Source organism: Fundidesulfovibrio soli (genome assembly GCF_022808695.1).
Lineage (GTDB): Bacteria > Desulfobacterota > Desulfovibrionia > Desulfovibrionales > Desulfovibrionaceae > Fundidesulfovibrio > Fundidesulfovibrio soli.
This window is the reverse complement of record NZ_JAKZKW010000002.1, coordinates 138149-152797: the sequence shown is the minus strand read 5'-3', so window position 1 is coordinate 152797 and position 14649 is coordinate 138149. Positions and strand designations below refer to the sequence as shown.

The following is a 14649-nucleotide window of genomic DNA, read 5'->3' as shown; positions in this document are numbered from 1 at the left end:
TGTCGACACAGCACAGCAAGCCACAACGTCACATCATGCGCCAAATGACATGCGGCTGCCATATAGCGCAGAGGCCATCCCCCTGCGATGTGACCAGAAGCACCCCTGCCGCCCGCCCAAGGCGTGTTGGCGCTTCACACACACTGAACCTTCTCCGTTTGTGATTTTTATGTCAAGGCTGCTGCGTATGGTTCCTGATAGTATCGCAACACAAAATTGCCCAAGGATATCCAGGAGCTCAGGGGTGGGTTCATGGAGCGGATGCCCTGCAGGCGTCGGATGGGCGGCGAATCGGAGGGTCGGAAGCGGTATTGGGTCAGGTTCTCCACAAGACCTTGGATCGCGGCACACCCGGGTTGTGGATGCAAGACACAGAAGCTGTGCTGTTCATCCAAAGAAGCTGTGCCCATGCTTCGGTGAAATAATCAGACCGTATTCAATGGCGATGTATAGGCGTACATGCTCAGACAAGACCGTTTCCTGCAGGATGGGCCACGGTTGTCATCAAGGTGTTGAAAATTGATCGCCGCGCCAGGATAATATCCGGGCGCGGCGGTTTTGTTTCTATGGCTCGCTCAGACTACTTCTTGAACAGCTTCAAATACTGCCCGTAGCCTTCCTTCTCCAAGTCCTCCACGGGGATGAACTTCAGCGCCGCCGAGTTCATGCAGTATCTCAACCCTGTGGGCTTGGGGCCGTCGTCGAACACATGCCCCAGGTGGGAATCCGCGTGCTTGGAGCGCACTTCCACCCGGGTGGTGAAGAGCCTCCGGTCCTCCCTGGTCACGATGTTCCCGGGCTCCAGCGGCTTGGTGAAGCTGGGCCAGCCCGTCCCGGAATCGTACTTGTCCAGCGAGGAGAACAGCGGCTCGCCCGAGACGATATCCACGTAGATGCCCGGCTTGTGGTTGTCGGCGTAGATGTTGTTGAAGGGCGGCTCCGTGCCCTCCTGCTGCGTGACCTTGAACTGCAGGGGCGTGAGCATCTTGCGCAGCTCGGCCTCGCTCGGCTTCACATAGGTGCCGTCCACGGCCTTTGGGCCTGCGGGGGCCTTGGCCTGTTCCTTCACGGGCGCGGCGGGCTGCACCACCGACTGGGTCGAAGGCCCGGCCTGCTTGTCGCCCCAGACCTTCTTCAGGAACTGGTCGCGCCCGGAGCCGTAGCGGTAGTAGTTGTACCGCAGCGGGTTGTTGGTGTGGTAATCCTGATGGTAGTCCTCCGCCGGGTAGAAGGCGGTGAACGGCTCGATGAGCGTGACGATGGGCTTGCCCTCGAACACGCCGGATGCGGCCAGCTTGTCGCGGGCGGCCTCGGCGATCTGGCGCTCCTCGTCGGTGCGGTAGTAAATGGCCGAGCGGTACTGCTTGCCCCTGTCCACGAACTGGCCGCCCGCATCGGTGGGGTCGATGTGGTGGAAGAGGTAGTCCACCAGGGCGGCGTAGTTCACCGCGCGCGGGTCGTAATAGACCTGGATGGCCTCCAGGTGCCCGGTGAGCCCGGCCGAGACCTGCTTGTACGTGGGGTCGGGCTCCTTGCCGCCGGAGTAGCCCGAGATGACCCGGATCACGCCAGGAACCATCTCGAAATCGGACTCCGTGCACCAGAAACAGCCGCCCGCGAAGGTGGCCACCGCCTCGCCGGGCTTGAGCGCCAGCTCCTCGGGTGTCACTGCCCCGGCGGTGTGATCCAAGGGCCAGATGCAGCCCACGGCCATCAATGCGAAAAACCATCCGAAAGTGCGGGAAGTGTGCTTCATTGTCGCCTCGCTTGCGTCAGCGGATTTCTCCCAGAGTGCCGGGGCTCTCGCCCCAGGGAGGCCGCGCCTCAAGGCGGCCTTCCAGACGACGCCAGGATTCCCATACGTATAGCATGAATTCCAATAGAGGAAAGCGGTTTCGCCGATGCGTAGGTCGGATGCCCTACGCGTGGAAAAAGCCATGCTGATCGGGCCGGTCGCGGCTTAGGGCTTGCCCCGTCCACCGCCATGCCGGCCACCGCGCCTGCCGCCTGGCTGGCCTGCCCCCGCCTTGCGGGGAGCCGCGGAGGAGCCTTTCCCCTTGCCCTCCGGCTGTCTGTCGCCGCCTCTGCCAGGCTCGGAGGATCGTGCGCCAGCATTCGCGACACGCACGGAGCGCTCACCGGAGCGTTCACCGGAGCGTCCGCCGGGCCGCCCCGCGCCCCTGCCGCCCGCTCTCCTGTCGACTGGCCGCGACTCGCCCTCCCGGCCCAGGATAGCGTGCTGGCGCAGACGCTCGGCGTCGCTGTCGGCAACGTGCAGGGGGTTGCCGTCCAGGTCCGTCCCGGCGAAGTACATGGCGGCCGCGGCCGTGCCGGGCAGCGGGATGAAGCACTGCACCTGGCTGGGCCGCCAGCCCCGGTCCGCGAACCAGTCGGCCATGTCGTGCATGTCCTGCTCGGTGCAGCCGGGGAAGGCGCTCATCAGGTAGGGCACCACGTATTGCTCCTTGCCCGCCTTGCCGGATTCGCGCCCGAAGAAATCCACGAACTCCTCGAACACGGAAAACGCGGGCTTGCGCATGAGCCGCAGCACCTTGGGGTTCATGTGCTCGGGGGCCACCTTGGCCTGCCCGCCGGTGAACTCGCGCACCATGCGCGACAGGGCGGGCTTGTCGGCCAGGCCCAGGTCCATGCGCCAGCCGCTGGCCACGCGCACGTGGCGCACCCCGGGCACGCGGGCGACCTGGCGCAAGAGGTCCACGAACGCGCCCTGGTCCACCTTGAAATGCTTGCAAATCTTCGGCGTCAGGCAGCTGGCGCGCTGGCAGGAGGCCATGTCGCCCTCGCAGCGCGCGCCCCACATGTTGGCGCTGGGGCCGCCCACGTCGCTGACGCTGCCGGTGAAGCCCTTCACGCCCGCCAGGCCCTTGGCCTCCTCCAGGGCGGATTTCGCGCTGCGGGAGCGTATCCTGCGGCCCTGGTGCAGGGCCAGGGTGCAAAAGGAGCATCCCCCCGCGCAGCCTCTGTGGATGTTCAGGCTGCCCCGGATCATCTCCTCGGCGGGGATGGGCTCCTTGTAGGAGGGATGCGCCGCCCGGCTGAAGGGCAGTGCGTAGAGCGCGTCCAGGGCCTCGCCCTCCAGGCCGGGGCCGGGCGGGTTCAGCACGGCCATGCGGTCGCCGCTGGGCTGGATGGCGATTTGCCTATCCTGATGCACATGCCGTTCGAGCAGCCGCGTGGCATTGAGCAGCAGCTTGGGGTCCGCCGCGATGGCCTCGTGGGATGGCAGCTCCAGCACGTCAGCGGCGTTCACCCCCTCGGGCAAGTCCCCTATCTTGCGTGCATACACAGCCCCTGGGATGCGCTCCCAGACGGACGCGACATCCCCGCCCTCCTCGTCCAGGCGGTCCAGCTCCTCGGCCACGGCCAGCAGGGAGTGCTCGGCCATGCCGTAGAGTACGGCGCTGGCCTTGGAATCGAAGAGGATGGAGCGGCGCAGGCCCTGGGACCAGAAATCGTAGTGGCTCGCCCGGCGCAGGGATGCCTCGACGCCGCCCAGGACAACGGGCAGGCCGGGGAAGGCCCGGCGCACCAGGTTTGTATAGACGATGGATGCGCGGTTGGGGCGGCTGCCCGCGCGCCCGCCGGGTGTGTAGGCGTCGTCGGAGCGCTTCTTGCGGAAGGCGGTGTAGTGGGCCAGCATGGAATCGAGGGCGCCGGCCGTGACGCCCGCGAACAGGCGCGGGCGGCCCATGGCCTCCACGTCGCCGTGCTCGCTCGCGGCCAGCTCCCAGCGCGGTTGGGCTACGATGCCGGTGCGGTAGCCGTTGGCCACGAGCCAGCGGCCGAGCAGCGGCGCGCCGAAAGAGGGGTGGTCCACGTAGGCGTCGCCGGTGACGAGCAGGATGTCAAGCTCGGCCCAGCCGAGAAGGTCCATCTCGGCCCGGGTCATGGGGAGGAAGGAGGGTTGCTCCAGGGGAGTGCGGGGCATTTGGGGAGTATGGCCATTGGGGCGGGGTTCGTCCAGTGGCCTTTTGATTAGCTTATTTTGTATAATAAAGCTTTATCAGCACACATCACTCTCCGTGTATTATCAAAGACGCTTGCCATACAGGCTGCATTGTTTTATTGATTAACAAATTTTTTTGAACACCGAGGGAAAACCGAAATGCCCTACGACCTTGAGAATCGCCTAGTAGTTGGTTTAGCCTCAAGTGCACTATTCGACCTCACTGAATCCGACAAAATATTCACGGAACAAGGGACACATGCCTACCGTGAACACCAACGGGCAAATGAAAACGAGCCCCTTAAACCGGGGACAGCTTTTCCATTTATCAAACGCCTACTTTCTATCAATGAAATTTCTCCAGACAACCCTCCCGTTGAAGTAGTATTACTATCAAGAAACGACCCAGACACTGGGCTTAGAGTTATGAACTCAATTCAGCACCACAACCTACAAATTACACGCGCTGCGTTCCTTCAAGGCAAGTTTCCATATCAATACATTCCGGCACTATCAATTAGCCTCTTTCTTTCTGCAAACGAAACTGACGTAAAAAACGCCATTACCGCAGGGCATCCAGCAGGACAGGTGTTAGACTCTAAGCACACCGACGAAACAGATGACAACGAGCTAAGAGTTGCATTTGACTTCGATGGAGTACTCGCAGATGATGAAGCAGAAAGTATATACCAAAACACTAACGACATAACAAAATTCCATGAACATGAATCCAACAAAGTTGGCATTCCACACAATCCTGGACCATTAAAAAAGTTCCTGGAGAAACTGTCTAAAATTCAGTCCGATGAAGAAGAAAAAGCCGCAGCAGACGACACATATAAACCTAAACTTCGAATTTCTATTGTAACTGCTCGAAACGCGCCATCACACGAACGAGTGATCAGCACAATGCGAAGCTGGGGTATCACGGTGAATGAAGCATTTTTTCTTGGAGGAATTGAAAAAAGCCGAGTACTTGAAGTTCTTAAGCCACATATTTTCTTTGACGACCAGAGAACCCATCTTGAACCAGCATCAAAGATACTCCCATCCGTACACATACCATTCGGCATTAAAAACATATGAACACATAATCAGGGTAAAGCAAAAAGGCGGCCCTAGGGCCGCCTTTTTGCTATTTGGGATTCCAAAGGGAGGAACTCCCTTTGGCCGCCGGAGGCATCTTCCCGCCTCCCGCCTTTCTCTTCTTACCAGGTCTTCTTCCGCTGCTCTTCCATGGCCACGGCCTGCTCTTCCCAGTCGCTGAATCCAGCGTGATACAGGGCGTCGCCCACGGTCTTCTCCCAGTCCCAGGCGGCGTAGATCACCTGCTTGTGGAAGGTGTTGCGGAACTTCTCCAGCTCGCCGCGGTAGAAGGCCTCCTTGGGGGTGTCCAGGTGGTCGCGCAGCTGGGTGGCCAGGCGGGTCAGCTCGCCCTCGTACCACTCGTTCAGGTCCTTGGCGGACTGGTTCTTCCTCAGGATGTGCTCGTACTTGTTGTCCACGAGCATCTCGTGCAGGCGCTCAAGGTGCTGCTCGCAGAGCCAGGCGCCCAGGCCGGAGACGGGGATGTTCTCCTCTTCCACGGCGGCCACGTCGAACTTGGTCTGGTAGTAGGTGTCGGGCACCACCGAGGCGGAGACGATGCCCGCGATGGAGACCAGGCCGCGCAGGATCAGGCTGTTGGACACGCCCTGCCCGCAGAAGCCCACCTTCTTGCCCATTTTCTGGCCGGTGAAGATGGTCACCAGGATGGCCCAGACCACGGCGGGGTCTTCCTCGTCGTAGATGTGCTGGAGGCTCGGGTTGTCGCGGTCCGTGGCGAGCACCATCTGGGTCATGTCGTTGGAGCCGATGGAGAAGCCGTCGAACTCCGCGATGAACTCCTTGGCCAGGATGGCGTTGGAGGGAATCTCGCTCATCATGTGGATCTTCAGGCCGTCGTCGCCGGAGCGCATCTTGTGCACCTTGGCCAGGTAGCGCTTCATGGAGCGGGCCTCCTCCAGGGTGCGCACGAAGGGCAGCATCATCTGGAGGTTCTTGCCGCCGAAGATGCCGCGCGCCAGCTTGAAGGACTCGATCTCCCAGTCGTGGATGTTGCGGGAGACGCCGCGGTAGCCCAGCATGGGGTTGTCTTCGAAGTGCTCGAAGAGCATGCCGCCCACGAGGTTGCGGTACTCGTTCGACTTGAAGTCGGTGGTGCGGTAGATGATGGGCTTGCCGTAGAAGGCCATGGCGAACAGGGCCAGGTTCTGGGCCAGGGTCTGGACGTAGAGCTCCTTGCCGGTGCGGTAGCCGCGCGAGCGCAGCTGCTTGGCGATGCGGTCCGGCAGGGTGCGCACTTCCTCCATGTCGCGCTGGATGCCCACCTGGCGGGCGATCTCGGCGCGCATTTCCTTGATCTTGGCCAGGGTCTCCTTGATGAGGGGCTCGTGGGCAACGGCCTGGGCGCGTTCGGCCACGTGGGCCTTCACCTCCATGCGGCGCTTCACGGCGTCGGCATGGTTGGAGGTGTCCTGCAGCTCGGTCCAGTAGCCCATGATCACGGCCACGTGGTCTTCCAGGCTGATGGAGGTCTTGAGCACGTCCAGGCGGCGGGTGGCGTTGCCCAGGTACTCGTCGAGCTTCTTGTCCAGCTCGCGCAGGCGGCGGTGGATGGCCAGCACCTCGTCGGTGCCCTTGGCGCCCTCGCGCTCGGTGAGGCTCTCAAGCTCCTTGGTGAGGCCGGTGATCAGGCCCACGTACTGGCGCAGCTTCAGGTCCATGGGGATGTAGCCCGCGGCCATCTGCTCCTTGATGACCTTGGTCAGGCGCTGCTCGTACTCCTGGAGCTGCCTCTCGACCAGCTGGCCCAGGGTGCCCTGGTCGTAGGCTTCGAGGGCCATGGGGTGCACGCCGATGTTGCCCAGCATGAACTCCGCGCGCAGGAGGCCCACCTCGAAGTCGCTCACCATGCGCAGGCGCGAGAGGAACAGGGCCTGGCCCACGTCGGCCAGGATCAGGCCGACCTTGGTCTTGGTGGGGGGCAGCTTGGAGAGGTCCATCTCGCCGCCCACGGCCACCAGAGGCAGGAGGCCCCGGTAGACCACGCCGCGCGAGCCGTCCACGGTGACTTCCTGGCCGTCCAGGGAGCGCAGCAGCTCGGCGCGCTGGATGCCGATGACCGCCGGGATGCCCAGCTCGCGGGAGGTGATGGCCGCGTGGGAGGTGTCGCCGCCCGCGTCGGCCATGATGGCCGAGGCCACGCGCATGCCGGGCACCATGTCGGGGTCGGTGCGCTCGGCGGCCAGCACGTCGCCCTTGTTGATCTTGTTGAGCTCCAGGGCCGAGCGCAGGAACTTGACCGTGCCCTGCCCCGCGCCGCGCGAGGCGCCGTTGCCCTCGAGGATGACCTCGGCCCGGGCCAGCGCCTTCTTGTCCACTTCCATGCGGCGCATGAAGATGGTGTCGGGGTGCTGCTCGAACTCCTCGTTCCAGCGGGTCTCGGGGCGGGCCTGCACGAACCAGAGCCGCTCGGACTGGTCGATGCAGAACTCGGTGTCCATGATCATGGCGTCGTAAGCCTGCGAGATGGCGCGCACGCCCTTGGCCACTTCCTCGGCCTGGGCCAGGGAGAGGGCCCAGCGGTAGGCCTCCAGCTCGTCCACGGGGACCAGCTTGGTGCCGCCGCGCTCGTCGTAGATGATCTTCTTGTCCTTGAAGCCCATGAAGCGCACGACGACCTCGCGGTTGTCCTCGCGCTGGAACACGTAGAGCTTGTCCGGGGTGACCATGCCGCCCACCACCGCCTCGCCCAGGCCGTAGGAGCAGTCAATGGAGACCAGGTCCTTGCGGTCGGTGCCGCGGCAGCCGGTGGCTGTGTCGGCGGAGAAGGCGGTGCCGGAGATCACCGGGTTGATCATGCGCATGACGCACACGGACAGCGAGGTGTTCTCGATGGCCCACTCCTGCTTGGCCTTCTCGGCGATGGTGTCGTCGCCGGTGCGCTCGGCCAGCTGGACGGCGTCCAGGATGGCTTCGCGGCGGTAGGTCATGGAGCGCAGGTTGTAGGCGGAGGCGCAGTCCCACTGGTAGGCTTCCACCACCTGGTCGTCGCCGACGATGTTCAGGTAGGTGTCCTGCAGGCCCGCGAAGGCCTTCTTGCGGGAGTCCTCGCCGGCGGCGGAGGAGCGCACGGCCACGGGCACGTCTTCCAGGCCGGCCTCGCGGCAGATCTCCTGGTAGCCGCTGCGCACGGCCTCGGCCACGTCCAGGGGCATGTCCACGGAGAGGATGGCCACCTGCACCAGCACGGAGCGCTTGCGCAGCTGGTCGATGCCCTCGGGGGAGGTGGCGAAGCCTTCGACCACGTTGTTCACGAAGGTGCGCAGCTTGATCAGCGTGGCCTTCTCGGCGGCCTGGGCGCGCACCTCCTGGGCGACGGTGCGGGTGAAGTGCTTGAGGAACTCGGGGTCCTTGTTGACCTCCTCGCTCGTCCAGTCGATGCGGTTATATTCATGGTCCACGGTGGCCCGGATCAGGGCCGCGTTGACTTTCGTCTCGTCGAGCAGCTTATGGAAAGCGATGGAGGATACCGCGCGGAATTGAGGAGCACGGATGCCGGATACCTGGCTGATGATGGCGGTGTTGTAGTTCTTGCCCCCCACCAGGAGTTCGGCCTCCTCTCCGATGGCCTCGATGTCGGCACCGGTGAGGATGAGCTTCTTCGCCAGTTCTTTTTTGTCTTTGGCGGGCGCTTTGCAAGCGGCTTTAGCCATTCGATTCCTCCTTAGGAATATCCACAAGGCATCTTGAGATTTATGTCTTAGGGCTCCGCCCTCATGGGGCGGAGCGCTATCAGATTCGGTGCCGGGCGGGCAAGTCAAACCCGCCTAATCGGCGATCTCCATGCCGTGACCGCACCAGGGACAATAGTGGTAGTCCTCCGCTGCCAGGGGGGCCTTGCAGCCGGGGCAGGCCTTGCTGACGGGCATGATCTCCACCAGCAGCTCGCCCTCCTTCACGGGGACCATCTTCTTGTCCTCGAAGTAGTCGGCGTTGCGCAGCACGCGCTTGACCACGCCCTCCACCTGGGAGAGCACCGACTTCTCCTGCTTCATCACGGAGATGTTGAACACTTCCTGGCCGGGCTTGAGGAAGTCGCCCGGGCTCACGTGCATGACCCAGAGGTCGCCGTTGCAGGGCGCGGCCACATGGTAGGGGTTGGCCGGGTCGGCCATCTCCACCGTAGCGGTGGATGCGCCGCCGATGGCCTCGGCCACCTTGACCTGGTGGGAGAGAATCTCGGAGTCCAGCACATAGCGCACCACGCTGAAGCCCTGGGGATCGGGCTGGCCGATATCGAGCAGGGTCAGGGTGTGGGGCTTGCCGCGCGAGTCCTCGAAGAACATCTCCTGCCCGGGCTCCAGGCCCTCGAACCAGACATCCAGGGGCAGGAGGTTGGGGTCGCCGTACTTGCCCTTGAACTCGATGGTCTTCAGGGCGTCGCCGGGGTGGTTCAGGTACATCACGAACTCTTCGCCCGAGGGGTCGCGCTGCAGGCGCTTGGCCAGGGACTCGAACTCGCCGGAGAGGTCCGCGTCCTTGAGGGAGGCCAGGGGGGATTCCGTGGTGCGCTGCTTGATGGCGTCGGCCCACTCGGCCCCGAAGGCGGACTCGTAGACCCAGTCGGCGGGCCAGCCCAGGGGCAGCTTGCCGTACTTGCCCAGCAGCAGCTGGCGGAAGGCGTCGTTGGAGTCGGAGTAGAGCATGAGCCGGTCGGCCAAGCAGGCCTGGGTCAGGCACTCGTCCGGGTGGGTCGAGGTGGCCTCCAGCACTTCCAGCATGTCGCGCACCGCGCGCTCGCCGCCGCGCTTGTAGGCGCCGGTGACCGCCAGGAACGCCGTGTTCCAGGTGATCTGGGAGCCGGGCGTCACGTCGTGGTAGCGCACGATCTTGCGGGTGCCCGCCAGGAACTTGAGCATGTAGGGCAGCAGGTGGATGTAGCCCTGCTTGAGCGCGCCCTCCTGCGAGGAGGAGGTTGCGCCGCCGGGCATGCCGTGCTCCACCACGTCGTAGTCGATGCCCTGGAAGAAGGGCGCGGTGTAGCGGTCGTAGTAGGGCATGATCTGCTTGAGCACGAAGCCGCAGGAGCGGATCATCTCCTTGTTGAGCTGGGTTTTGAGGCCAAGCTCGTCCTCGATGTAGGCCGCCTGGGAGAGCACCTCGCCCTGGCCGTACCAGCGCACGGCCGCGCCGATGGCGGTGTCCACGATGTGGGCTCCTGCCTTGGCCGCCGCGCCCACGGCCGGGACGAACAGGCCGTCGGTGTAGTGGCGGTGGTAGTCGATGACCAGGTCGGGGTACTTCTGGCGGATGGCGGTGATCAGCGCGGAGATGAAACGCGGCGGGCACACGCCGGCCATGTCCTTGAGGCAGAGGATGATGAGCTTGGTGGCCTTCTTCTTGGAGACGCCGGCCACCTTGGCGCACATGTCGAGGATGTCCTCAAGCACGCCCATGTAGTGCGGCACGTCGAAGCCCTTGGCCCAGGAGACCGAGAGGCAGGGCTGGAAGATGTTGGCCTTGGAGTTGAGCGCCACCTCGGCGAAGGGCAGCATGTTCTCCACATGGTTCAGGAAGTCGAAGCAGCGGATGATGTCGTAGTGCTCGCAGATCATCTCGCCGGTGAGGCGCATGAGGTTGCGCGGCTGCGGCTTGTACCCCAGCACGTTGGTGGAGCGGATGAGCAGCTGCTTGCACGTCTTGGGCGCGAAGCAGTTCCACTGCTCCGCCTCGGTGAAGGGGTAGGTCATGTTGGCCATCATGGCCACATGGAAGTGCGCGCCGCCGCCGTTCTCCAGGGAGAGGAAGCCGCAGTTGTCCAGGTAGGGGCCGACCAGCTTGTCCTCGGCGAGGCGGAAGCGGTTGCCGGAGTTGGACTGCGTGATGTCGCGGGTGGTGGTGTCCACGAAGTGGACGACGCCCGAATCGCGGATGTGGTCCAGCAGGGCCTGCCGGTCGCCGCGCGGATAGGGGCTCTGCCAGGCCTTCTGGTCCAGCACGGGCATGACGGGGGTGAAGCGGCCCACGCGCTTGTCCGCCCTGCCCCGGTATTCGCCCAACTGCACGTAGGAGTTGTAGCCCTTGGCCGAGATGTCGGCCACCAGGCGCGACAGGCGGAAGGCCTCGGGCTCCACGTCGCGGTATTCCAGCAGGTCGGGCGAGGTGGCCACGAAGTTGGTGTCGTAGTCGCCGGAGCGGAACTTGGCGTTGCGGATGACCTGCAGGTGGAAGGGGATGGTGGTCTTGAGCCCGCCCACGATGTACTCGCGAAGCGCCCGGTCCATGATGCCGAGCACCTTCTCCCAGCTGCGGCCGTAGGACACCAGCAGCGCGCCCGCCGAGTCGTACTGCGAGGGGAACTCGTATCCGGCGGAGATGCAGGAGTCCAGGCGGACGCCCGGGCCGCCGGGGGAGATGTAGCGGTTGATGAGCCCGGCGTTGGGCGTGAAGCCCTGGCGCGGGTCCTCGCAGTTGATGCGGACCTGCAGGGCGGTGTTGAAGGCCTTGGTGTTGTTGCGCGTGTAGCGCAGCTTGGCCCCGAAGGCCACGGCGATCTGCTCCTCCACGAGGTCGATGCCGTAGCGGCACTCGGTGATGCCGTGCTCCACCTGGAGGCGGGTGTTGACCTCGATGAGGTAGGGGGTGCCGTCGGGCTCCACCAGGAACTCCACCGTGGCCAGCGAGTAGTAGCCCACGCTCTTGATGAGCATCTCGGACCAATTCTTGAGCTTCTCGCGCAGCTCGGCGGTCATGCCCTTCCAGGGGGAGGGGGTGATCTCCACGAGCTTTTGGTGGTTGCGCTGCACGGTGCAGTCGCGCTCGTCGAGGGCCAGGACGTTGCCGTGCTTGTCCGCGATGACCTGGATCTCGATGTGGCGCACGCTGCGCAGGTACTTTTCGACGTAGAGCCGGGGGTTGCCGAAGCTGGCCTGGGCCAGGGCCGAGGCCTTGGAGAAGGCCTCCTCCAGCTGCTTGGGCTCGTGCACCACGTAGATGCCGCGCCCGCCGCCGCCGCCTTCGGCCTTGAGCATAATGGGGAAGGTGATCTGGCTGGCGATCTCGCGGGCCTCGGGCACGCTCACCGCCGCCGTGGAGCCGGGCACAACCGGGATGCCCAGCTTCTGGGCCAGGTTGCGCACCTCCACCTTGTTGCCCAGCAGGTTCATGGCCGTGGCCGTGGGGCCGATGAACACGATGCCCGCCTGGGCGCACTTCTCGGGGAAGGTGTGGTCTTCGGAGGCGAAGCCCCAGCCGGGATGGATGGCCGCGATGCGTTTGGCCTTGGCCTCGCGGATGATGAGGTCGAGGTCGAGGTAGGCACGGGGGTCTTCGCCGAGCAGGATGAGCTCGTGCGCGCCGGCCACCGCGGGGGAGGTCATGTCCACCTTGGTGGCGGTCAGCACCGGCACGGCCTGGAAGCGCTCGCGAATGGAGCGCAGCACGCGCCGCGCGGTGATGCCCCTGTTGGCTACGAGAATCTTTTTGCCCTGGATTTCCTGGAGAACGTCCTGAAAGGTCTTCACGCCCATTGTGAGATGTCCCTAACCTGGATGCTTGAGGGGGTGTTCGCGGACCCGCCAAATGCCGCCAGAAGTGAGAAGTCTTTCGCCCGCTCCGCCTGCGGGCATGACTCGGAGCGCTCCGTCATGGGCGAGCCCCGCCAACCGGGCCGTCCACGGAGTCTCATCCCCGTCCCGGATCGCGACCGTTTCGCCTAGCCAGCACAGAAGAGGCTCGATCATGGCGGCGACGTTACCGGGTGAACCTTGTTGAAGAGTGGTTTCGTAGCAAATTTTCACAAAATCCACAAGTTCCGCCCACAGCGTGAGCGGACCGGATTTCAGGCCGTGCGCCCGCAGGTATCCTGCGGGAACCGCGTGGGCCTCCCGCAGCATGTCCGGATGGGGCGCGCTGACAAGGTTGAGGCCGATGCCGGCCACGGTCACGCCCCTGCGCTCCTCCACCAGGATGCCGCCCACCTTCTGCTCGGCCACCAGCAGGTCGTTGGGCCATTTGATGTGCGCGTCCAGTTTTTTGTAACGCAGGAATCCCGCGATGCAGTAGCCCAGGATGAGCGGCAGCAGCGAATCGTACTCCTTGGGCACTGAAGGAAGCACCAGCGCCGAGTATACGTTGCCCGGCGGCGAAAGCCATTGCCGCCTCAGCTGGCCGCGCCCCGCCCACTGGGACACCGCCAGCACCGAATCCCAAGCTTCGAACATGGTGTTTTCGGCCAGGGGCCTGGCCACATCAAGGGCCGAGGAACACTTGCCGCACACCAGAATCCTTCCCTGCCGCCGCACCGGGGAGACCCACCATCTCTCCTGCGCGCAGGCGGAACACCACGTCACCGAAACCTCTTGCCAAGGAGCGAAGCGGCGCGCATCCTCCTCCCAGGCCGGGTGGCTCCCGGCCAGCGAGTCAGGACACAGCGGGTCAGCCAGCTCCTCCCGCCCCAAAGCCCAGAGGAGCGCCCCGGGCCCCGGCAGCGTAGGACCATCAATCTCCGCCACGGATCGGAAACCTCCATGCAGATACATCTGGTTGGCGGTGCGGTTCGGGACATGCTTCTGGGCAGGCCCGTCACCGACCGCGACTACCTCGTCATCCACGCCGACCACGAAACATTCCAGGGGCGGTATCCCACCGCTCGCCTGGTCGGCAAGTCCTTTCCCGTCTTTATCCTGGATGGAAGCGAATACGCCTGGCCCCGGGGCGGCTCGCTGGAGGGCGACCTGCTCCTGCGCGACCTGACCATCAACGCCGTGGCCCTGGCCGAGGACGGCGCCATCCACGCCCATCCACTGGCCCTGATGGACCTCCAGGCCCGCGTGCTGCGGCCCTGCTCCCCCGCCTCCATGCGCGACGACCCGGTGCGCGTGTTCCGCGCGGCCCGCTTCGCCGCCCAGTTCCCCGACTTCTCCCCCAGCCCCGAGTTGCTAGGCCAGATGCGCGAAACCGCCCGCCTTGGCCTGCTGGAGGGCCACGCCGCCGAGCGGGTGGGCCGCGAGGTCGCCAAGGCCATGGCCGCGCCCAAGCCCTCGCGCTTCGTGCGCCTGCTGGCCGCCACGGACTGCCTGCGCCCCTGGCTGGCCGAGCTGGAAGCCTGCCGGAACGTTCCGGCCGGGCCAGCCCAATACCATGATTCAGACGTATTGGACCACATTTGCAGCGTCATGGACTGCGCCGCCGGGGACCCTCTGCTGGTCTGGATGGCCCTGGCGCACGACCTGGGCAAGGCCCTGACACAGCCTGAGCGCCTGCCCAGGCACCACGGCCACGACGAGGCCGGGGTGGCCGCCGCCGACACCCTGGGGCGCAGGCTGCGCATGCCCATGGCCTTCATCGAGGCGGGCATGGCCGCCGCCGGGGAGCACATGCGCGCGCACCGCTACCGGGAGCTGCGCCCCGGCACCAAGGTGGACCTGCTCATGCGCCTGGAGGCGCGCAGGCTCACCTCGCGCTTGTTCAAGCTGGTCGCCTGCGACGGCGGGGAGGACATGCTGCCCCAGGTCCGCCGGGAGCTGCGCGCCGTGCGGGCCGTGCGCCTGCCGGAGGACAAGCAGGATCAGGGCGAGGCCTCCGGGGCGCTGCTGCACCAGTTGCGCTGCGAGGCCATCTCGCGCGTCGCCGGGTAG

7 protein-coding genes are annotated in these 14649 nt (G+C 64.7%); 2 read left to right on the top strand and 5 right to left on the bottom strand.

Going from position 1 to position 14649, the window contains the following annotated elements:
• Positions 1 to 580: 580 nt before the first annotated feature.
• Together msrB and MLE18_RS04490 are read right to left on the bottom strand one after the other, a co-directional pair.
• Positions 581 to 1756: a peptide-methionine (R)-S-oxide reductase MsrB gene (msrB, locus tag MLE18_RS04495; RefSeq protein WP_419714884.1), complete on the bottom strand. Its 1176-nt coding sequence runs from the start codon at positions 1754 to 1756 to the stop codon at positions 581 to 583.
• Positions 1757 to 1960: 204 nt separating this feature from the next.
• Positions 1961 to 3949, bottom strand: a complete 1989-nt coding sequence (locus MLE18_RS04490; protein ID WP_243367709.1) for a YgiQ family radical SAM protein — start codon at positions 3947 to 3949, stop codon at positions 1961 to 1963.
• A 177-nt stretch (positions 3950 to 4126) separates the two neighbouring features.
• Between MLE18_RS04490 and MLE18_RS04485 the strand changes: the two genes are divergently transcribed.
• Positions 4127 to 5053, top strand: coding sequence for a 5'-nucleotidase (locus MLE18_RS04485; protein ID WP_243367707.1), 927 nt, complete (start codon positions 4127 to 4129; stop codon positions 5051 to 5053).
• 122 nt (positions 5054 to 5175) lie between these two features.
• On the opposite strand, the gene MLE18_RS04480 is transcribed toward MLE18_RS04485, so the two are convergent.
• The 3 genes from MLE18_RS04480 to MLE18_RS04470 form a co-directional block, all read right to left on the bottom strand.
• Positions 5176 to 8724, bottom strand: a complete 3549-nt coding sequence (locus tag MLE18_RS04480; RefSeq protein ID WP_243367705.1) for a PEP/pyruvate-binding domain-containing protein — start codon at positions 8722 to 8724, stop codon at positions 5176 to 5178.
• Positions 8725 to 8838: 114 nt separating this feature from the next.
• Positions 8839 to 12540, bottom strand: a complete 3702-nt coding sequence (locus MLE18_RS04475; protein WP_243367703.1) for a pyruvate carboxylase — start codon at positions 12538 to 12540, stop codon at positions 8839 to 8841.
• Positions 12541 to 12552: 12 nt separating this feature from the next.
• On the bottom strand, positions 12553 to 13551 hold the full coding sequence (locus MLE18_RS04470; RefSeq protein ID WP_272881489.1) for a biotin--[acetyl-CoA-carboxylase] ligase: 999 nt from the start codon (positions 13549 to 13551) through the stop codon (positions 12553 to 12555).
• Here MLE18_RS04470 and MLE18_RS04465 point away from each other — a divergent pair.
• Complete coding sequence (locus tag MLE18_RS04465) at positions 13540 to 14649, top strand: tRNA nucleotidyltransferase/poly(A) polymerase-related protein (RefSeq protein WP_243367698.1); 1110 nt, start codon at positions 13540 to 13542, stop codon at positions 14647 to 14649. The two genes, MLE18_RS04470 and MLE18_RS04465, sit on opposite strands and share 12 nt — an antisense overlap.